The organism is Herbaspirillum sp. Her4 (genome assembly GCF_057961335.1).
This window is the reverse complement of record NZ_CM176330.1, coordinates 1070195-1091839: the sequence shown is the minus strand read 5'-3', so window position 1 is coordinate 1091839 and position 21645 is coordinate 1070195. Positions and strand designations below refer to the sequence as shown.

Below are 21645 nucleotides of genomic sequence, written 5' to 3'. Positions count from 1 at the left end.
GATTACCGGTGCAAGGAGAGCATATGCCCCTGAAGGTATTTTTAGACACGGAATTCACGGACTTCATCGATCCGCATATGATCAGCATCGGAATGGCCAGTACCTCCGGTGAACAATTCTATGCAGAGGTTCCATATCCTTCTGAGAAGTGCAGCGTATTCGTCCGTGACATGGTCATTCCGCTTCTAGGTCGCATTCCAGATTCTCAGTGCGCGCCTGCTCAATTGGGCGAAAATATTCTTGCTTGGTTAGAGAAGATTCGACGAGACCAGGATATTGAAATTTGCTTTGACTTTGAAACTGATTGGAATTTATTTTCAAACTCGCTGGCGTTCCCCATTCCTACATGGTGCAAACCACGTTTGATATCCGCTCGTAACATCAATGAACTTCTTCGTTACGCTTTCCACAAGAAGAAAAATCTGCCCGAACACCATGCTCTGTATGACGCGCAGGCAACTCGGTATGCATTTCGTGAGCGGTCTTGATCTATGCCAATCAACCTGATATCTACGGTGCCCTGGTTGTAACCCGAACTGTTATTGCTGTGTCAGTAGCCCCTTGCCGTCTGTTGAAGGCGTACAGATTGGCTTGAGCATCATACAGAGCATGGTGAGCCGGCAGTCCATTCGTCCTATGAAATGCATATACCAGTGCGTCATCTATATCTGATGCCACTAGTCGAGGTACACACCACTGCGGCACCCGGTAATCTAGAGCATCAATGAAAAGATCCCAATCAGTCTGATAATCAAAACAGATTTCGACTTCGTCGTCATTACCCTTTATCGAATCTATCCATTTGAGTACCTTATCCGCCAGGTCTTCGCATGCGCATTGCGAATGAGGAATCTCTCCCAGGAGAGGAATTACTGCCTCGCGCACAAATGCACTGCACGTCGCGTCGGGATAGGGGACTTCTGCATAAAACACTTCACCCGATTCAGCGGCCATCCCAAGACTAATTAGATGGCAGTCTATGAAATCCGTGAATTCGGTATCGATAAATATTTTAATCGGCATTTGGCAGGCCACTCAATAAACTTCGACGTCGTTCATGCCCACCACCGTTTGGAAAAGTCTTCCACAAGCTGCACTCCTCGTTCGATCAAGTCGGCCTTTTTAAAGCTGCTTGTCATTGCTAACTCGGTCGCAACCAAGTTAGTCATTTTGAACCGGCTCTTGCCGTACCCCGGAATCTTATCGACGAGATCGGCATTCTTGATCGAGCTGTTAATGGACTTTTCAAGCAAGGTCAGGTTTCCGATGAGCTCTTTGTGTTCTTCATATTCTTCTTCATTTCGGAAGCCGAATGCGCGAGGTTTGAACTTCGGGCTTTGCGACAGGATGTGCTCCAAGGTGGGCTCCCTATCCATGATTGCCTTTAGATCATCAATCGAATATATCTTGTTCTTGAGGCGTTCACAGTAATCGATGAACAACAACCGCATTAGGCCGGTTTGTTTGTAATAACTATAGCCAGAGAGATAGTCTCTAAATCGATCATTGCTGATTTCATGGGCGTTAAACCAAACCAGATAATTTTCAATTCGGTCGATACTCCATGCTCCGCTGTTTAAATCAAAGGCGAATTCTGCCAAATGCTTTTTACCGGCGTATTCCCTGATTTTCAGCACTCTGACATCGATAATTTCGATCATGTCCAACACTCGAACTTGTTTAGTGGGCAGCGTTTGATCGAGAAGGGAATGCTTCTCCATCTGGCCGATGACAGGATAGAGAACTGTTGACATGCCTAAGATGGAGAACAACTTATAGTACTTGGGGTCACTCTGCGTCCGGCCGATGACGCGGCTAAAGGATTGGATATAGACAAGAAGACTGTCCAGATAGGCTTTGATATACGACGCTAAGCGGGGTACCTCTGCTGGCGTTCTTCGAGATGACAAAGCGGATTTGACATTGTCCAACACCTGTTGAGCGGTGGGATCGTAGCTCTCTGCGGAAAAGCATATGTGATGCTGCCTGAGCAGATCGTCCTCGCTAAACTGACGAGAACTAATACTGTTAATACCTTGCTTTTCAGCGCATTGCTTTATGTCGTCATATAGCTCGAATATCTCTCCGAATTTCACATTGATGTCGTTATCGTATTCACCGCCCAAGTATTTATTAGAGTAGTAAAACAGTAGACTCTTCATCTTATCCATACGCGAAAGGTCTCGCCCGCGGTCGTTGACCGTCTGGAAGATACGGATCGCGTCGGATTCATTCTTTTCAATGAACTCGAGCATCGAGAGCGTTTCAATCGCTTTAAGAAATTGAAGTGGATCCGGAATACTCACTTTGATGATGTTTTCCATTTCTCCGTGTGCTTCCAGCAGAAATCGCTGACTTTTACTTTGCGGTTCTAGAGAGGCGTCTCCCTCCAGCAGGGAGAAGTAGAAGTTCTTGTCCCGTTCCAGCGGTGTCAATTTGAAATTTCCACGCTCCTTAATGTAATAACGTCGATAGAAATCCCTATCTTCTTGATCTTCTAGCTGACGAATGATGACGCTAATAAACAGCACAATTGTGGTCAGACGTTGCTGGCCATCGACGATGTTGAAAACTTCGTCTCTGTCCGTTTTAGCTAAGACCACCGTACCAACATAATGGTTGGATTTTGTATCGAGAGCTTCTTTAATGTCTGTGAACAGTTCATTCACATTTTGTCTTTCCCAAGCGTAGCTCCGTTGATACTTTGGAACTTCGAATATTTTGCTGGCGAAAAATTGTTTGAGAGACTGCTGTGCAGACATACGTTCCCTTTTTAGTTGTTTTTGACGCGACTGGCTGTGAGGATTTTTATTGATGATTCTGTAGCAAATCGCTGATTGCCTTGAGGTCTGAACTTAACCATTTCCGTCTACATATTCGGCCTTGAAGTACTGGTTTAAACTGCCGCGCGCTTCTGATGCAGTTATTTTTCTGAAGAGAGAAAGAGAGATTCACTTTAGGTAGCACGTCCTTGTTTTCTCCCATGATAGTTTTACGACCGTCGTTCCAACTCTATTTGCTATTCTTATTTCCTTTGTCCTTCTTGCAATCAGTTACGCTTTAAGCATTAATATAACGCGAAAGCGCCCCATATCTTTTGCAAAACAAACATAGAAAATGGTGTCTCAGCGGCAGGCCCACCTCCATCACACCATCTTCTCTCTCGCTGTGATAACGCGGACAACATGGGCTACAAATTCCGGACGGAAGATGGCTCAATTCTCAGCACAAATTATTGCGGAGTGGCAAAAATGCAGCTTGAGTCTATGTGTCCGTTGGCAATTGTTTTAAAAATCGATAACACGGTTCGATGAGAAACTGCCACAAGTAGTGATAGTTACGTCTAGTCCTTGAAAAAATATATACTGTCACTCTATCAACCCTCGGCATTGGGGCGAGGGGAGGGTGCGTATCGCAATCTGCAATTTGTCGACGACCCTACTGAAAAACACAAAAATAGATATCAGGGTTGCTCTAAGAATGACTAGCAAGGTAAATAAGAGCGCTGCGGTTATTTATGTCGACCCAGCAGAGGCGAGACTCAAGAAACGTGTCCGGGAGCACCTTAGAACCTTAGGCTTCGGACGTGACGAGAGCGGCGCCTTGATACCGCCCGGTGAGGGCAAGGACGTCATTCGTAGTCTTCACCGTGCCCAGCGACGTACGATTCTTACTGAGACCAGCGAATTGGTGAGGACTCGCTTGCCCAGGCTTGATCAGTATTTTGCTAATGGAGCAGATGTCGACGCCGGGGCAATTTCCCCGCGTCTAGAGCGAATCGCAAGCGGTACATGGCAGAGTGATCTGTTTCGTATAGCGTCTCTCACTTGGTCCGTACCTGTGTCGAGCGGTTACGGCCGCCGTTTGCGCTTTCTAATTTGGGATGACTCGAACGGCAAGCTAATCGGCATATTGGCAATCGGTGACCCCGTATTTAACTTGGGTGCCCGAGACAGCGAAATTGGATGGACTGGACAAGAGCGAAAAGACCGCCTGGTCAACGTCATGGACGCTTACGTACTTGGAGCCATACCGCCGTATAACCAATTGTTGGGTGGAAAATTGGTCGCCTGCCTCTTGCGCAGTCGGGAGCTCTATGACGAGTTTAATGCAGTCTATGGCGATACCGTCGGAGTTATCTCGCAGGAGAAAAAGCGAGCAAATCTCCTCGCCGTTACGACTACTTCGTCAATGGGGCGCTCATCGCTGTATAACCGCTTAAAGCTTGACGGCATCCCCTATCTCACGAGCTTGGGTTTCACGGGAGGTTGGGGCCACTTCCATGTTCCAGATGCTCTATTCGAGGACCTACGTAGATATTTACGTTCAAAGGGGCGTGTTGAGGCTGATAAACATGGATTTGGGAATGGGCCCAACTGGCGAATCCGAACAATTCGTTTGGCTCTTGATTCATTGGGATTCAAAGGTGACATGCTTAAACATGGAGTCCAACGTGAAGCCTTCTGGTCACTGTTAGCTGAAAACTCTGTGCAGATTCTTCGCACTGGTAAAGGCAAGCCCAAGCTAACGAATCTCAAACGTGTAAGCGAAATTGCGGAGCTCGCTCGAGAGCGATGGCTGAAGCGCCGTGCCCTAACGCGACCTGAATTCCGTGCTTGGGAGCGCAAGGATATTGCGCGTCTTATTAAGACCGGGACAGTCGTGCAAGCCACATTAAATACTGCTCCAGAGACCAAAGAGAGATAGGCTAGTCCACTTCTAATAGGCGAATCCGATGAGAGAGGCACTCCGGCGATTTGGTGGACAGAAGCTTGTGCTGGCCGAACAAGCGACAGACGACGATTACATTTGCCCGGCTTGTCTCGGCCCGGTTTTTTTATGCCGTGGCGACCTCCGCATTGCCCATTTCTCACATTACCCTGGGTACGGAAACAAAAGCTGTGAACTTTACGTCAGCATCCCTGGTAATGGCATCTCGATCCAATCTCCAAGCGAAGAACATCTTTCACTCGCCTCTCATTCCGGCGCAGTTGCACTCGCAATGCGTTTAGAGGACTCCCCCTACGAGCCTGGTTGGGGATTGGTTCTGTCCGTACCTACGCACGGCGTCACTAACGGCGAGTTTACCGCGCTCCTTGGCGATCGTACGGAACGCGTCGACCTCACTCTAAATCAACAGGCAAACGTCTTACTGATTGCAGCACCATCACATCAACCGTATCGCATCGAAAATGTACACCCTAAGTTTGGCATTCTGGACTCGCGGTTGGTGAGTGACTGCAATGGTCTACGAGAAGGTGGTACTGCATTTGGCCCTCTTGACAGGAAAAGACAACTTATTCGGCGATCAAGCGAAATTCGCTGCGGACAAGAGTATGCGGTCGTCTGGCACGACACGCATTCAGCTTCTATACCCGACAGCCTTGATGTCATCCTACTAGCCTCAGATCGTAACTGGCGAGGGGCAAAGATTAACGTACCTCCCCGACCGACGTCTGATGAGATTCGGTGGTTTGAAGATTTTCTGGGGCTCGAAGTCAAGGAGCAGCTCCCTAATATAGTCTCGGTCTGGCCTCCTTTGAGTTTAGGAAAGGGAGCGCGATTACAGGAGGCTTATTTCCATCCCGAATATCTCTATGCACTAGACTCATTCGCCGGTACTACGGTGGATATCTTCTTGAAGGCTAAAGACGAAAACGGCGTTCGCGTCATGGAGCCAAACAAAGCGCTACTAAAGATTCAACCCGGCCAAGTTGATGAGTTCAAGATTGTGGCACGTGGTTCTAGTAATGCGGAGCTACGTGTGACACTGAATCGTTCTGCACCTTCCTGGCGTTGCGAAGGTATTCGATTTGCGTTCACTCACAGCGACGGAATGAAGAAGTGGATTTCGGCACTGGACAATCATTGTTCGAACTTCCTTCAGCAAGTCCGCAGCGGAGTAATAGAGCTCGTGGAGGCTGCGGGCCCTAAGCGATGTAGATTGATCGTACGCAAGCGTATTCATGGAATCTGGATACAAGAAAAGGCCGAGATACTTGAGGCCAAGCAGATCCCCGACCAGCTTTTAGCAACCATTCGGTCCGACTTGGACGTTCAACTCGACTTCGGTTCCTACGGATACGTCTTCCTTGCGAAGAGTGTTCGAGCTTCGGAAGTTGCTGAGTTGCCGAGACGACTCCGCGCGAAGATCCTTAGTTACATTTTTCAGCTACCGCATAAGCCATGCCGCCTGCCGGCCCTCGATTCGCTTACTGACGTTGAATTGGCATGTGTATTTCGTAGGTCGTTGCCGAATGGAAATTCGCTAGCGCACTATACGGCTCTTTCGCGAGAACTAAACTCTTTCCTACCGAACCACAAATAACAACGGGCCAGTTTCATGCAAATCGTTTACACGGAACATGCGCGGAGACGCATTGGAAAATTGGGAACGTCGGCTATTGCGGGATTTCTCGAGGAGATTCCATCATCATTGCGATCAAAAGTCCTTGCAGGACTTCCAAGGCCACACGGATTTAGAAAAGGCTCGTCTTTTGAATTAAAAGAGCGCGCAAAGGTCTTTGCACAAGCAATTAGCCATGTGGCCGATAATCGATTCAAAGAGCATGACATTTACTGGAAAGCGTTCACGGCCGCGTGGCTTTTCTGGGCTAAAAACCTCTTTGCGATCGAGCTTGATAAGTTTGAAGGAAGTACTCAGCGCGAATTAGCGGAATTCGTCATTGGGCAAGTTGGTGAGCTTCACTGTGCTCGCGAAGATCTGGAAAAACTTGCGCTGTTTTCGTACCTTCCTGATGATGAAGCAAGTTCAAACTTTATCTCGTCGCGCCCAGGGCGCGATGAGTTAAAAAGTCGGCGTCTCATCGCCGAACTACCACATCAGGTTGAAAATATAGGGCTGCGTGTCGAGGAAATGCATGCTCGGATATCGAAACTTGAAAGAAGGGAACAACCTTCGCCCAAAGAAGACCTTCTCGTAAATAAGATCACCTCAATTGAGGAACGTATTGGCTCCATACGCAAAGCATCTGAGGAGGCGGTAGAGGCAATCAACTCACGAATTAATTTATCTAGCGGGCGCGAAATCGAACTCCACGAACGTATTGGGGCTCTTGAAACTGCCGCGAGCCGCCTCTCGATGAGTGCTACTACAATGGAAAAGGCACTTGTCGAAATGCGCAGGGAGGACGCAAACTTGCGCGGCGTAATTGATGAAGAGCTTCTGCGGACTAATTCTCTCGACGCTCGTTTGGCAGCGCTGGAACTAACAAGGCCCCCTGAGGGGGCAGCGATGCTCACTACAAGTGCCACCATTCGCTCTTTTTGGTCCGGCGCAATTAGACGAGTAGCTCCGATCAACAAGGGACAAGTTCGCGCACTCAATAGCGTCGCGGAAGTAACGCAGCAACTTTCCGCCAATTTTTGCTCAGTGGGTGTTGCTAAGTCAGATGCCGAAGCAATTGCACGCATTGTTACTGCTGGCTTGGTGGCGGGACAGCTGTGTACTTTCGTGGGGTCGCTAGCGGACTTGCTCGCCGATTCGGTGCATACCGGCCTTTTCGGGGACGGCTATATCGAATGCGAAATCCCCCTTGGTTTGTGTGATGGTGAGTTAGTCTCCGCTTGTTGCGACGCCATGACCGGAGAAGCCACATATCCTGCGTTGCTACTTCGTGGCGCGAATCGCTCAGCGTTTGAAGTCTACGGCGGAGTGATTAGAGAAAGTATCTTGCGTAGACAGACTGGACGTAGTGACCCGTTCGCATACCATCCAATAATTGCAACTACGTGCCAAGGCCCATCGGCATTGGACGCCAGTGAGAGTATGGCGGCATTGGGGCCGACAATAGACAGCGATTTGCTGTCATGGGAAATGCCCAGATGGGGCAAGGTTCGTATCGGAGCCCTCAGAGGACCCGGTTGGCAAGCGCTTTTCAAGCCCCCTGAAGATGCGCAAGAGGTCTGGGAACTTAGCCAAACCATCGTTGGAAAAAAACGATCTCTTAATACTTGGCTGCTGCCAATTCTTTCACGAGGATACACCTCACTTTGTTTGATCCCAAACCTCGACGACAGTGTTTGCGTCGAACTTTTGTTATCCGCATGGTTAGTACCGGCATTGCTTAGAGACGGCGCAAATTACGACGTCGTACAAAAAGAGATCCGACGGATTCTGAAAGATTCTCCTCCAAAATTGGAAATCCTCGTAGCCGTCATGGAGTCTGCCGATGAAGATTGAAGCAATCGCAGCTGACGCCGCGCACGATTACTTAGCGAGAGAGTTTCGATTCCAGGGAATTGCCCAAGCGACATTGATCTCACTAGTCTGCGAGCAAATTCGTTCCGTCGTCTATCTCCTTACGGCCGATTCACTGGATAGTTCCTTCGTTTCGAAACTGAAGGTCGTTCGCACTGTTTGTCAAAAAGTTGCTCCTCTTCTGCCAGCCTTGGGGTATGGCGACGGTCCAAAGGACCTCGTCGAACGAGAACTTAGTCTACTCATCGAACTAAAGGATTTGGTCGATGATGACGAGTTCGGCGTGAGCTTGGCACCGTGTAGGTTGATTCCAGCGGGTCTCGGTATTTTTCTTATGATAGGAGGAGGGCCTTCACAGTTACTGCCCACCGAAATACGGACCGAATTGCAGATTTGTGGTCGCGCACGGGTAGTCACACCTAGCTCGAGAAATACACAGTTCCTCGAGAGCCTGCCTAAGCAAACTGCCGAGAGCTGGCTCTCCAGCACCGATACCCCTCCATTCGCATGGCGCGACGCTTATCTGAAAGACGCAGCGCGACGAATGACCCCAGCCGTCGATCTTGAATATGTAGAGGCGTTCGAAGATGGATTTTTCCGGCCACTTGCGAACATCCGAGTCACAGGAAAGCTTTTATTTGTTCGCTTTAGGACAAACTCGCTGCTTAAATATTTCTATGGCTTGGCGAGCTGTATCTCAGTGGATGGAAAACGGATCGTCGATAAGTTTGCTGATATTGATTACAACGATGCACAACGTCTTCGTAGCATATGGTCAATGGATGACGTTCCTCAAAGGCTCGAATTTGTGAAAAACAACGGGCTACTTCAATTAGACATTGGACATCCACTTCCCAAACCGGAAGCCCAGTTTCTTTCATTGGGTTGGTTTATCAAAAGCGAATCCCGGTCTGGCTGGCCTTATCACTATTACTTCCCGCAATTCGCACTGCCACTCATTGAAGCAGCAACAACTGCCCTTGGTTTTCAATTGAGTGAAGTTCCCAGCATGAGGAGAAATCATGAATAGCAATATTGTTATCGAGGACTTCGGTGTTCACGGTACAGCGCGTGCGTTAAATCGCGCACTTCACAAATATATTGAGGCGCAATACCACATCCGTGATGAAAGTCTAATTGCAGAACGGAATGCGTTACTAACACAACCTAAATCAATCGCCCAATTACCCTATGTGGAGGCCACGCCGGTTTACGAATTGGCCGAGCCGTATAAGAAGCTTGCCATTCCAATCGAAGTCCGTGAAGCATTGGAAAAGATTGCAATTGTAGATAAGCGAGCGGGTATTCATCCTCGCCCCTATTACCACCAAGCTGAAGCTTTGGAGGCCTTTCACGGATCCAAAGCAAGCGACTTGGTTGTGGCTACCGGTACAGGCTCGGGCAAGACAGAGAGCTTCTTGATGCCCATCTTGGGAGAGCTCGTCCTTGAGTCATCTCAGCGCCCAGAATCGCGAGATATGTTCGGTTGCCGCGCTATCCTACTCTATCCCATGAACGCCTTGGTCAACGACCAGATGGCCCGTATTCGTCGATTACTCGGAAGTGAATCCGTAAACCAAATTGTAAGCGCGGGGCGCGGTCGACCTGTTCGTTTTGGTAGCTATACCGGCCGTACTCCGTATCCCAATACTCGATCAAATAGTCGAGATCAGACGCAAATTGCGCCGCTTTTTGAGGATTTCTATATACCGGCCGAGCAGAATCCAGAGCTGAAGTCTCAGTTGGTAGCAATGGGGCGCTGGCCGAGCAAGGATTTGATTGCTTTCTATAACGCTAGCGCAGTTGAAGAGAAAACCTATAGTAAAGGCAAGAAGCAAGGGCAGAAATACATTCGCGGGAATTGGGAATATCGCTTGATCACGCAACCAGGCGACAGGGAGTTGATGACTCGGGACGAAATGCAAAAAAAGTGCCCTGATATCTTAGTTACCAACTACTCAATGCTTGAATACATGCTACTTCGTCCCATCGAAACATCACTCTTCGATGAGACAGCGAACTGGCTAGCAGCAGACGAAAGAAATCAGCTCATCCTGGTCTTAGACGAAGCCCACATGTATCGCGGGGCAAGTGGTGCTGAGGTTGCGATGCTAATACGTCGTTTGATCGCGCGGCTTGGTATTACTCGCGACAGGGTTCGATGCATTCTTACCAGCGCGAGTCTGGGAAAAGGGGAGGAAGCGAAGCAAGCGGTAAAGGAATTTGCAGCCGATCTAACTGGAACTCCGCCCACCGCCAAGCGTTCGTTTGAAGTCATTACTGGACGGCGGGAAAATCGGATGCCGGGCCGTTCAGCTACTGCTAAGGAAACGAATGCGCTGGCGTCAGTTGATCTATTTAAGATTGGCTCTTTTACAACTAACGCCGTATCGATACTTGATGAGATAAGCACATTCGCCAAGCGTGTTGGATGGCACGAGCTGCCATCGTCGGGTGACGACGTTCCTGCATACCTTTATGAAAATTTGACGGGTTTTGGTCCTGCGGAACTTGTCATCTCAACGGTTATGGGAGAAGCAAAGATGCTTGAGGAGCTTCGCGGAGAAGTTTTTCACGGTGCTCCTGAGTTGGAAGCTTCTCGGGCTCTTGACGCACTTCTTTCACTTTGTACCTTAGCTAAAGAACGCGGCACCGGGCGCGTCCTGATGCCGACACGATTACACCTATTTTTTCGAGGAATACCCGGCCTTTATGCATGTGTAAACCCGATTTGTGATACCCGTCACTCGCAATCTGAAAATCCAACCACGCTTGGACGACTGCATACGAAATCCACCATGTCTTGCACATGTACCGCTGCCGGACGCGTGTTTGAACTTCGCACCCATCGCGACTGTGGTGCTGCGTTTTTGTTTGGATGGGTAGATATGAAATGCGATTTTGTCTGGCATGAACCAGATATTGTTTCCGTAGATACTCAACAACGCGAATTATTTCCCATCGAGATGTTGGTAGAGAGGCCAAGCCCGGGGAATTCGAACTGGTCTGAACGATGGCTCCACATTTCCACGGGACGCCTTGCAGTCTCGGAGCCTGCGGACAAGGAGGGTTATCGTGTCGTGTATATCCCCAAAAAAATCCTAACCGTGGATAAAGAGCTCACCTTTGATAGATGCCCTGTTTGCTCGAGGCGGACTATTCAGGCAAAGCGAGAAGAGTCGAGCATTATGGATCACGTGACAAAGGGGGAAGCACCATTCTCCGCACTAATCCGAGCCCAACTCTTCAACCAACTCGCAACAAAGAAGAAGGATCGTCGTTTTCCCAACGGTGGTAGAAAGACCCTCATTTTTTCGGACGGCCGACAAAAAGCGGCCCGCCTCGCTCGCGACTTGCCCCGTGATATGGAGCTCGATGTCTTCCGGCAGACCATCGCGGCGGCGGTACGTGCGCTTGAAGAGATACCCGCTGAGCCAAAACCCACTGACAAAGTGCTTTATCTCGCTTTCTTGTCGGTCCTAGAAAAGCATAACCTTTCGATGTTCGACTTGGATGCACCGACCATCGATGCCCATGTTATGTCGTTCAAAAGTGACTGCGTTACCTTAGCTCAGGGATTAGCCAACTATGAGGACCCTGGACAGCCTCCCATGAGATATCGACTAGCGCTTCTTAAGCTCCTTTGCAGCAACTACTATTCCCTCTCGGGTACAACAGTGGGATTTGTCGAACCATCTAGTACAGCGTCAGCCAAGCTCAATCAGCAGTTGGGTGGCAAGTTCTCCAAGGAGGAAATACGGGCACTCGCGATTGGGTGGATCGACGAAATGCTAAGCGAATTTTCCTTTGACCCGGAGATTGACTGGAGACTTCGATCAAAAGCGTATGGGTTTTGGAAGCAAAGTTGGGGCTCGAAAGCATCCCTGCCCATAATATTTAAATCGCGTGTTCAACATGACCTCAACCTATCAAAAGAGACGCTAGACGCAATTGAAACTGCCTTCCGCACCACAATGGCAGTGTCTACAGGTACATTCTTCCTTCGGCCAAATGCGCTCAAGCTTCAGGTCGACCTGGAGCAGCATTGGTATCAATGCACCTCGTGCACAGCGCTCAAACCGTTCACATTCCGCGAACGTTGCCTGAATTGCGGCAGTACAAGTGTTAAGAAACTTGATCCCAAAGTAGACCAATATCTTCAGGCGCGGAAGGAATACTGGCGTGCTCCCGTCGCAGACGCGCTTAAAGACGACAGTGAAATCTTGAACTTGTACGCGGAAGAGCATACTGCTCAGCTGTCAAATCGTGATCGAAAAGTCGTGCATTCAACGACAGAAAGACATGAGCTGCGATTTCAGGATGTATTGATTGGTGAAGGAGACAGGCCTATTGATGTCCTGAGCTGCACAACCACAATGGAGGTTGGGATCGATATTGGGTCGTTAGTTGCTGTCGCGTTAAGGAACATGCCGCCGCAACGAGAGAACTATCAACAGCGAGCGGGGCGCGCTGGGCGACGGGGAAGCGCCGTCTCGTCGGTTGTAACTTATTCGCAAAACGGCCCCCACGATAGCCACTATTTCTTGAACCCCGCTTATATTGTGAGCGGAAGCCCACGTAGCCCAGAACTAAAAGCTGATAATCCGAAGATTGCGCGACGTCACGTGCATTCATTCTTCTTCCAAACTTTTTTCCAAGAGCACAAAATCGGAGCTGCTGGCCAACACACTGCGATGTTGCAGAAAGCTCTTGGCGCCACTCGGCCATTCTTCTACGGAGGGAGTGGGCAGCCAAACATGGACGATTTCATCGGGTGGTTGGAGGAAAGAATATTCGCTGTGCCAAATACAGTTCGCGATCAAATCGCCAGTTGGTTACCCAATGACCTAAAAATCGACGTCTCAATTCCTAAGTGGGTTGAGCAGGTAGCTCAAGACCTCATCAATCGATTAAATGAGCTAAAGAAAACAGTTCCGCCTCCTTCCGACAGCGACAACGACAACGAAGAGGAAAATGTTGAAGATGCTGACGATAGCGACGAAAAGAATACTGCGGCGAATTTTGATAAAGAAGATCTCCTCGAGTTCTTGTTTTTCCACGCATTGTTGCCATCGTACGCATTCCCCACCAGCTTGTGCAGTTTCCTCGTAGAGACGATCGTACCCTCCAAGAAGGGAAAAGGGTCGGAGGTGCGGCTCGAGCAAATGCCTCAGCAATCCACCAATCAGGCGTTGAGTGAGTATGCACCAGGTCGTTTGGTCGTAATTAACAAGAAGACATATCGCTCGGGTGGAGTATTCGCCAATACTTCGCCGAAGGAACTAAATCGTGCTGAACAGTTGTTTTGCAATAGAAAAGTGACTGCATTGGTGATGTGTGACGTTTGCTCATATGTACGAGATCCGAATGTAATAAGCTCTCCTTCCGCCCACTGCCCGGTCTGCACGAGCGAGTTGCGTCGACGGCAAGTGATTCGGCCTGAAGTATTTGGACCTGAGAATGGAAGAGCACTACCTGAAGACGACCGCGAGCAGGATATTACCTATGCCACGTTAGCTCAGTTCCCGCAGCCGATTGGAGGAGATAAGCTGGTCTTTTCCTCAGCGGGAGTCAATCTCGGCAAGACGTATGCGACTGAGTGCAGACTAGTGACGTTGAACAAAGGTGCGAAAGAGAAGAATGAATTCAAGGGCTTCTCGGTTTGCAAAAAGTGTGGCGCAGCGTCAGTAAATAGCGACTCTACCGTGCCCCGCGCTGGTGGTCATGAGCGACCATACTTCAAACGTTCATATGACGCACCAAGGCTCTGCGATGGACATTTTGAAGATGTCTTCCTGTGGTTTGATTTTCAAACAGACATGGCGATCGCACGCATTCCAGTGCGCGAGCCTCTAATTACAGATGTGACCTCTGTAGGCACAGTTCGTACTCTGGAGGCCGCAGCACATTCGATCTCGGAGGCATTGCGCTTAGCAGCAAGTCGACATAAACAACTAGATCTGGACGCATCAGAATTTGGCGCGGGCCATCGCATTCTTCCTCCAAACGATGAGGGCGTCGTGTGCTTAGATATCTATCTTTACGATACCTTGTCAGGCGGGGCCGGCTATGCTGAGTTAGCGGCGAAATATTTTGACGAAATAGTTATCGCTGCACTTGGGATACTCGAAGGCTGTTCTTGCGACGCATCTTGCACGGACTGTCTGGACCATTTCTATAACCAGCACCTAAAGCATCAATTAGACCGTCGCTTGGGAGCATCATTGTTACGTTACGCTCTTCACGGGGAGATTCCAACTCTAGGTTTGACCGAGCCTCAGGAACGTCGCCTACGGCCACTGGCAGAGATGCTCCATCTGGACGGAATGGAGACTGACTTTATTTCCCTGCAGGGAACTGTGACCTTGGTTGCACGCAGAAGTCAAAAGCAGCTCCAAGTGTTTCCTTATCCCTGCCTTCTGAGACCTGCCTTTGTCTCGTCAAACATTGAAGGAGGCGCAGACGTGCTGCTGGTCAATGAACTGGAACTTCGAGCGAATCTTCCCCAAATTCATAGCTCCATTCGAGCGAGGTTTTCTTAGATAAGGTTTTTAGCTGGCGTAGCCCGTAGAACTCGATATGGACTGAGTGAAAAATGTTTGCCTGAATTGAAAGCTGCTCTGACTCGACCTTTCATATGCTGGTGAAAGCAGAGTCAGCGCAGTTTTGAGAGCGCTCTTGTTGGACGGCTCGCTAGAAGTTCGGACTATTCCACGCAATTGTCCCTCTGGGGCCCTAGGTAATCTCGTCATCGGCTCTAAAGTGGGACAGCGCCTATTACTCCGTGGCCACTCAAGGCCTTCGCGTGCCGTCTTATTAATCAGCTGAACCAACCGAAATGACGAAAAATCTCGTATATAGGCGCAAAAGCAACTACTCCGCCCTATGGATGCTAGGCATGACGCCCCACTTAGGATTTGGCTTCAGAGGCATTGATCGTCGAATTACGGCCCGGAGCGGACGTAAATCTTTCTTCGCAACGACTCGTCTCTGCCGGAATGCGCGTGGCCCCATCATGCGGAAAATTTCTCGTTCTTCTCGAATGCGCTCACGTAGTGGATTCATGGAATTATAGTGTTCCGATTTTGCATCAGGTTACTTTCTCGTTGGTACTTAATCTTCAGCATCATTCAGTATGTCTGCTCTCGCATATGCCCCAAGCTGCTATTAGAGGCGTTGGAAAGAATATTTTCTCTTGGCCAATTGATTGTTGTGACCGATAAGAATAATGAAGTCAAAGGATATTGACCTGATTCATCATCCTAAATTTTTTAGATACTTGTTATTTTCCACGTATGCACGCAAGTAAAAATACTGCCGGCCACCGTCAATTTTAGGCCCAGTCTCAGGATGTATCATCCGCTTAAACAGCTTCTGAACGAGGGACCTTGGTGATGTCCCATAGGTTTCTGCCATTTCGACGGCAGATATGTACTTCAAGGAAAACTCCTGAATGTCCTCCTCAAAGATAACGCGGCCCAGTCTTCTTCCTATTTTTTCCGTACGGCTTTTGATAAATCCTCTGTGCACAAGTTGATAGGTAACTTCCTGCTTTAACCCCAGACGTCGAGCTACTTCGTCGACAGTGAGAATACGTCTTCGTCGCTTTTCTCGCCACTCCTCGAGAGATCTCTGGGACAAATGAATGCCACCTAATAGTCCCAAAGATGGTTCATGGCCAACTATATTCAGCGTGCGTTCAAGCATCGCTTCAACAATTGCGATGAACTCCTGATCCGAGGCAGCGATATATTTGTTTATATCCTTTAAAGATCTAGCATCGCTACACTGCTCACTTGAAACGGTCTTGAATCTCGCAAGAAATTTGCTGATATTTTTATAGCTAAATTGCTTTGCAATTCCTTGGGATCGCCTCCCACTGGAGAGCAACTTTGCTTCATTCAATTGCCTCAGTCTATTCACTGAAATACCTAAGACTCTGCCAGCCTCCTTTTCACTGATCCTATCAGCCAACACCCAACGAGCCCGCTCTAGCTGAAACGACGGTATGAGAACGAATTTGCGATTTCCTCTAGGACGCTCAGCAGAATGTAATTTACCGCAGCGAATTAAATTCCCAATCGTCTTATTCGACACGTGCATCTGCTTGGCAAAGGAGGTGATGTGCAGATACTTTTGCGGTTTCACTGATGGAGGTAGATTCCCTGAACCGTAGTGCCGCTTGTCCCATACTATCGGCTCATGCTTAGAAAAAAAATTCACAGTCTCTAAAGAGGCTTGCGATCTCGGCCTTGCCGTAATTGATTTGAGAAAACTCTTCACGGCAGGTGACCGAACATAGGATTTTGGTTCAGCGGTCTTCAGGTCTGCAAAATCCAACAAGAAATTTCTGTAATTGGCGGGCCAGTCATAGAGAATTTCTGCCGTTCGCAAGAGATGAAATCGACATTGCTGCAGATCCGGAAATTGGGGATTTCTCCTGCTTGGCTCATATTTTTTTATGTAGTGTCGCCCAAAACCTCTTATAAAGTAGCATGCATCATCGAAATTGTCTGAACCGGTGACGGCCCGAAGGGGGAGTAGATTTAGCTCCGGTTCTCCGCAGCCAAGAGCAATCAGCTCGCGCCACAGCGTAAGCTCCTTTATGTCAGCAAAAACGCTAGGTTGCGATTCCAATTCGGCATCGCAGTCGCAGCGCATTAATTTTTTACGGGCCCAGTCGATTTGCTCACCGCAGTCTTCGCAATTTGATCTCAGCTCGGTCTCATGAATACGGCAGACTGTGCAATAAAGATATTCCCATTCAGTACGCCAGTATCCGTCACTGCGCAGACATTCTGGACAGTACCGGGCTTCCGTGACGTTCTTGTGCCTAGGCATTGCCGAAGCCAGGCGATGAAATGCGTCGCTACCTAATAGTCTCTTAAGCCACGCTGGTTGAATTCCAATATCCTTTCCTCCCGCTACCTGATGGTAGAAGCTAGCAAAGCCTGGAACCGCTGAGAGCATGCGTATGCTGTCGTAGTTGTTGCCCTCAGCGAGTCTGTGAAGATAGCTTCTAACGCTCTCTCCCTCTCCAAGGGACGGCTGATAAGGAAATAATCTCTTCACGACCGCCTCCCTATGGACGCTCTAGTTTTAGGAGCTGATATCTCAAAAGGCTCGCCGGCCTTATTCAGTAAGCGAAGTGTGCAGCCCTCGGAAAACGGATTGAGCGCTGTCGGTGCTTCCCTCCATATATCGCGAGTGAAGACACGCTTCAGTAGATTGATACTTGGATCTTGGCGATCATCCAGCATTTTCAGCTCATAGACGCCGAGAACTAATTTGCGAACATTGGCTATAAGTCCATTCGAAGCAAAAAATATTCGCTTCGCGATATCCGGTTCCGCATATCCACATCGAAGCGAAGGCGGCAAAGCTAAATCGAACTCATTAAGGACCATCTGAAACTCTTCAAATGCAAGAGCAGAATTTATCGAGAAGGGAAGTAACTGAAGGTGTGTCGAGAACCGACGACGTAGTTGCTCATTGATTCTTAAAATCTGTGCACTCCGCGGAAGCCCCATGAGGACGCATGGGATTTCGCATTCATCGATAAAGCCCTTCAACCAGTCGGCCACTGACTGAAGCGAATTGCTATGCCCGTTGTCGATAAAATGCTGAAACTCATCGAATATGATCATTCTTACTTTCGAACACTTAGCCAAATGAAGCGCTCGGGCCCGCTTGGCAGTGGTGGTGCCGCGATCTGGGATTGGATCTTGTAGAGCAACCAGCAGACTTTCGGCCAGGGATTTGATAGATGGCGATGCGGGAGTCTGCACACAGACAATAGGGCGAAGAAGGTGATCACCATCCACGCCTGCCGGATACAAGGACTGCAAATGCTTCGCTACCCATGTTTTACCGGTGCCTGACTCACCAAGCAGGAGTGAATGCTTGGGACTAGCACCTGCGGCAGACATTTTGAGTGTCAGGTGAAGATGGCTCACTGCCTCGACGAAGCCAGCGTGATGAACCACGATTGATTCAAAAGATTGAATATCTTCAATGACGTCGGAGCTCATTTTTTCTTTCCCGGCGGCATTTTCGACATCAATACGGAAGATGTTTTGAGACGCCCTAAAGATTTGACGGATGCGGCACTGGCCAAGGGATCTTCGATACCTCTGCTTTCACTGGGGAGCTGGGTAGCAACCTGTCTTGGCAAAGACGGAATCCCGATTTGATGGCCACGTTGGCGCTCCCGTTGCCGCTTGCTGTTCTGCAGATCAAAGACAATTTGTCGAATTTCTGCTTTTGCTTTCGTTATCGAGGCAATGTTGACGCTCTCGTTTTCCACCTTTCGCACATGCTTACATATCATGCGGTGCTGCTGGAGCGATAAGTGTTCGACGTAGTCACCGTCCAATGCTGGCACTGGAATCGCTTCCTTAGTGATCGGATCGATGACGTGAACATAGGAAATGTCTCCGCTGTAGTAACGTACTTCGACGCGCGCAGTAGGTCCCATCTGGCGGCGAACTCTCAATAACTCATCGGAGTTATAGCGCAAGTTATGTAATTCCACACCAGCGCGAGACAGCGTACGCTCTACCGTGCGGCCAAGAGCAATATCGAGCCGTTGAGGAGAGATTGGTAGTGTTGGAGCGAACAACTCGACACCTCTCATCCATTTCTTGTATGGCGTGGTTGCTATCCCTCTGTGTAATGACTGAGCGTAGACATCTACAATCCAGCGGTATAGGATCGACCGCAGGATATTTAGAGGGATGACCGCTTGAGCTTGAGAGTCGTAGTCTTCACGGTGAAACCATCTGGCGAAGCTCGTGCCAGGCATTCCATGTGCAAACTTGTAGTTGATTGTCTTCAGAAATCGCTCTATAGCTCCTTTGTAATACGGCGCACGCCGCGGGCAGAACGTCAAAGTCATTCCCGTCTCAAAGGCCAGCCTTTCCAGTTCTAAAGAGTGGAATTCCAAACCATTGTCGCAAACAAGCTCTGTTATCGCCCCATAGCATGGCCAAGTATTGTCGATATCAGGATGATCTGATTTCAAATCGGCCTTGGGTAAAATCGCATGGCGCAGACAAGCGAATACCGCTTCTATCGATGGTCCATCAAATCCAATATGAACGCCTAATACCATCCTTGAGAACTTATCGATGGCGACAGTCAGGGTAGGCCGGCCCATCGGTAGATGATTCTTGTCACAGATCACAAACAGATCGAGTGGCGTGTGGTCGATCTCTACTCTCTCCAGAATTCTGCTGGCTTGCGGGCCCTTGCCCGTGGTGCGAAATCGCATGTTCGCGTTGGCCAAACCATGTCTGGAGACCGTGGTCTCATATTTATCCAAGCTTCTAACGGCTCGAGTAAAGGTTGAGCGACTCGGCAGACTGAGCTTATTTTTCATTTCACGAAGCCTGTTTGCAGCTGCAACCAAGTGGGCGAGATGGGAAAATGCTTCCTCTATCGAATTTCGTTGCTCGGTCAGATACACCTGTTCGATTGCTTCCTGGACGAGAACCTGTACTTCCGGATTTAGGCGGCTACCTGCTGTGCCACGAAGATGATGTTTACTTATCAAAGATCTTGATTCGCGTCGCGCTGATATCAGCTGACGCCTCCACCGATACACTGTGATGGTGCTAGGAGGTTTTGGATCGTTGATCTGCTCAGCGCAAAGTGAAATCAGCGGCTTGAGGACGGATGGAGTGGAAGGGATTGCCCCAAATTGCTCCACAAAGTCGAGATATTTTTTTCGACGAATCGCTTCAGCTTGTACAGTCTCTGGAAAAGTACAAAGTGCTCTCATTGAAGATATCTCTTGAGTCGCGGCAGTTTTGTGTCTTTCAACAAAGACCAGACGACGATCAACATACAGTTTTAGCAGCGCATCTTTCGTATCGAAATACGAAGAACCATCCTCCCTTTCCACAAGCAAGCGATCTTGATCGACAATCCGTACGATTCCATGAAGCTGTCCATCTAAATGGAATTGCACACCTACGTTAAAAGTAAATTGTTGCATTTGGCAGCTCCTCATTTTTCGTAGTAATCGGCGTATCCTCGGAAATGACTTGGACCAAGTCCAATTCGATTTCCCCGAGATCCAGTAGCTGCCAGATCGCGCGTTCACCTAGTAGCTTTTTTGCATTTCCAAAGGTCAAATCTTCTATCTGAGACAAACATCTCAGATACGCCTGTGCCTCTTCAGATGAAAGCCGTGGAGTGCGATTGCTATTGAGCTGCTTCAAATTTTCAGACAGCGGCTTCCGTCGAATTTGGCGGTCGTCGAGAATCAGGAGTTGGGCTCCCTGGGATAGCAATTGCAACCGGATGATCTCTAATCGCTTTTGCTCCTCGGGGTTCTGCAATTTTTCCCAAGGTTTGACCTCAATTAACTTCGTACATCCACCCCGGAATGTCACTTCGAAGTCGGCCGTGTATCGCCTCATCCGACCAGAGTGGAAGTACCAGAACGACGGCGGCTGCTCTCTGAAGCCGGTAATTCCAGGAGAGAATTCAAAGAGAAGGATTGCGTCACGCTCGAGCAGACTCTCCCAGTGAACCATTCGCTCGTTTTTTAAAGAAGGCGACTTTCCTCTGAATAATCCGGAGAAGTTTTTAGTCGGCTGCCTAGCGCGCGCGCCACGTGCAACTTCAGCAGGCGTGACGGTGCAGCGCGGCCGCTCGGGAGCGACCGCGATTTGCGGTTTTTTGGACATGTCTATCCCTTCGCGCTGCTAGGAATGGACGTGAAATCACGCCAAACTAGGAGCGCTAGTTTGTAGTCTAGATTTTGGGGGGCTTGACCGGTCGGGAAGAGTTGACGATACTGACATGGCTAATGGGTGTAACGTCAGTTACTTCCGCGAACGGGGCAAGGTGTAAAAGCTTTGTCCCGTTTTGTTTTTTTACATTCTGATCTCCTTCATCATTGAGCAGTGTTCAGAACTTCAAGATTTCTTGAATGGCCCGCACCTGAGCTGGCTTGAGCTGACCGATATGCTCAACAAGCGTATGCACCAGGTCATATTCATCTGGTTCTGCACTCATCGGAATTTCGATTTTCCGACGTGACCGATCTGCGGCTCGTTGCAACGATGCCGCTTCTTCTTCATTTAAGCTGAGCGCCGTCTTCACCTTCTGGACCAAGGTAGCCGGCGGCGATCCTTTGCGACCACTCTCAAGCCCGCTCAAATAGGACTGATCCAAATTGAGCAAACTCGCTAGCTGTTTTTGGTGCATACGCCGATTTCTGCGTAGATCATTTAGGACCAATCCCAGAGGTGTCACGGCCAATCCAAGAGATATGAGAGAGCTTGATTTTACGCGAGAAAACAACGTGAAAATAGGAACAAAACTGAACAAAATCAAATACTTAATTGACTTTCGTTAGCCTATCTTTTGGCTAAACCGAACCAGTTAGCTACCTCGCATCAAGGCGTTATATT

12 protein-coding genes are annotated in these 21645 nt (G+C 49.0%); 6 read left to right on the top strand and 6 right to left on the bottom strand.

The window, feature by feature from the left end; genetic code table 11:
- The first annotated feature begins 23 nt into the window (after nt 1–23).
- Nucleotides 24–488, top strand: a complete 465-nt coding sequence (locus ACWFUC_RS04955) for a hypothetical protein (protein WP_489637469.1) — start codon at nt 24–26, stop codon at nt 486–488.
- A gap of 567 nt (nt 489–1055) precedes the next feature.
- On the opposite strand, the gene ACWFUC_RS04950 is transcribed toward ACWFUC_RS04955, so the two are convergent.
- On the bottom strand, nt 1056–2762 hold the full coding sequence (locus tag ACWFUC_RS04950; protein ID WP_489637468.1) for a DUF262 domain-containing protein: 1707 nt from the start codon (nt 2760–2762) through the stop codon (nt 1056–1058).
- A 718-nt stretch (nt 2763–3480) separates the two neighbouring features.
- On the opposite strand from ACWFUC_RS04950, the gene ACWFUC_RS04945 reads away from it, so the two are divergent.
- From ACWFUC_RS04945 to ACWFUC_RS04925, 5 genes are read left to right on the top strand one after another with little or no spacing between them, the layout of a single operon-like run.
- Nucleotides 3481–4707, top strand: coding sequence for a Druantia anti-phage system protein DruA (locus tag ACWFUC_RS04945; protein WP_489637467.1), 1227 nt, complete (start codon nt 3481–3483; stop codon nt 4705–4707).
- A 28-nt stretch (nt 4708–4735) separates the two neighbouring features.
- Nucleotides 4736–6328, top strand: a complete 1593-nt coding sequence (locus ACWFUC_RS04940; protein ID WP_489637466.1) for a competence protein CoiA family protein — start codon at nt 4736–4738, stop codon at nt 6326–6328.
- A gap of 15 nt (nt 6329–6343) precedes the next feature.
- Nucleotides 6344–8203: a hypothetical protein gene (locus ACWFUC_RS04935; RefSeq protein ID WP_489637465.1), complete on the top strand. Its 1860-nt coding sequence runs from the start codon at nt 6344–6346 to the stop codon at nt 8201–8203.
- Entirely contained in the window at nt 8193–9251 is a 1059-nt protein-coding gene (locus ACWFUC_RS04930; protein ID WP_489637464.1) for a hypothetical protein, read from the top strand. The genes ACWFUC_RS04935 and ACWFUC_RS04930 overlap by 11 nt, the downstream gene beginning before the upstream one ends.
- Entirely contained in the window at nt 9244–14763 is a 5520-nt protein-coding gene (locus tag ACWFUC_RS04925; RefSeq protein WP_489637463.1) for a DEAD/DEAH box helicase, read from the top strand. The genes ACWFUC_RS04930 and ACWFUC_RS04925 overlap by 8 nt, the downstream gene beginning before the upstream one ends.
- A 715-nt stretch (nt 14764–15478) precedes the next feature.
- Here the strand turns inward: ACWFUC_RS04925 and ACWFUC_RS04920 are convergent.
- The 5 genes from ACWFUC_RS04920 to ACWFUC_RS04900 form a co-directional block, all read right to left on the bottom strand.
- Nucleotides 15479–17293, bottom strand: coding sequence for a helix-turn-helix domain-containing protein (locus ACWFUC_RS04920; RefSeq protein WP_489637462.1), 1815 nt, complete (start codon nt 17291–17293; stop codon nt 15479–15481).
- Entirely contained in the window at nt 17290–18252 is a 963-nt protein-coding gene (locus ACWFUC_RS04915) for a TniB family NTP-binding protein (RefSeq protein WP_489637461.1), read from the bottom strand. The genes ACWFUC_RS04920 and ACWFUC_RS04915 overlap by 4 nt, the downstream gene beginning before the upstream one ends.
- A complete protein-coding gene (locus ACWFUC_RS04910; RefSeq protein WP_489637460.1) occupies nt 18249–20219 on the bottom strand; it encodes a Mu transposase C-terminal domain-containing protein in 1971 nt (656 codons plus the stop codon). Before ACWFUC_RS04910 ends, ACWFUC_RS04915 begins: the two co-directional genes overlap by 4 nt.
- Complete coding sequence (locus tag ACWFUC_RS04905) at nt 20200–20916, bottom strand: TnsA endonuclease N-terminal domain-containing protein (protein WP_489637459.1); 717 nt, start codon at nt 20914–20916, stop codon at nt 20200–20202. The genes ACWFUC_RS04910 and ACWFUC_RS04905 overlap by 20 nt, the downstream gene beginning before the upstream one ends.
- 223 nt (nt 20917–21139) lie before the next feature.
- Nucleotides 21140–21487 (bottom strand): helix-turn-helix domain-containing protein, encoded by a 348-nt coding sequence (locus ACWFUC_RS04900; RefSeq protein WP_489637458.1) that lies wholly within the window; start codon nt 21485–21487, stop codon nt 21140–21142.
- Nucleotides 21488–21645 lie beyond the last annotated feature (158 nt).

Coding starts and splice junctions, on each gene's coding strand:
- ACWFUC_RS04915 (WP_489637461.1), bottom strand. CDS start 18,252: ATGAGCTCCGACGTCATTGAAGATATTCAATCTTTTGAATCAATCGTG.
- ACWFUC_RS04940 (WP_489637466.1), top strand. CDS start 4,736: ATGAGAGAGGCACTCCGGCGATTTGGTGGACAGAAGCTTGTGCTGGCC.
- ACWFUC_RS04955 (WP_489637469.1), top strand. CDS start 24: ATGCCCCTGAAGGTATTTTTAGACACGGAATTCACGGACTTCATCGAT.
- ACWFUC_RS04950 (WP_489637468.1), bottom strand. CDS start 2,762: ATGTCTGCACAGCAGTCTCTCAAACAATTTTTCGCCAGCAAAATATTC.
- ACWFUC_RS04930 (WP_489637464.1), top strand. CDS start 8,193: ATGAAGATTGAAGCAATCGCAGCTGACGCCGCGCACGATTACTTAGCG.
- ACWFUC_RS04905 (WP_489637459.1), bottom strand. CDS start 20,916: ATGTCCAAAAAACCGCAAATCGCGGTCGCTCCCGAGCGGCCGCGCTGC.
- ACWFUC_RS04910 (WP_489637460.1), bottom strand. CDS start 20,219: ATGCAACAATTTACTTTTAACGTAGGTGTGCAATTCCATTTAGATGGA.
- ACWFUC_RS04935 (WP_489637465.1), top strand. CDS start 6,344: ATGCAAATCGTTTACACGGAACATGCGCGGAGACGCATTGGAAAATTG.
- ACWFUC_RS04945 (WP_489637467.1), top strand. CDS start 3,481: ATGACTAGCAAGGTAAATAAGAGCGCTGCGGTTATTTATGTCGACCCA.
- ACWFUC_RS04925 (WP_489637463.1), top strand. CDS start 9,244: ATGAATAGCAATATTGTTATCGAGGACTTCGGTGTTCACGGTACAGCG.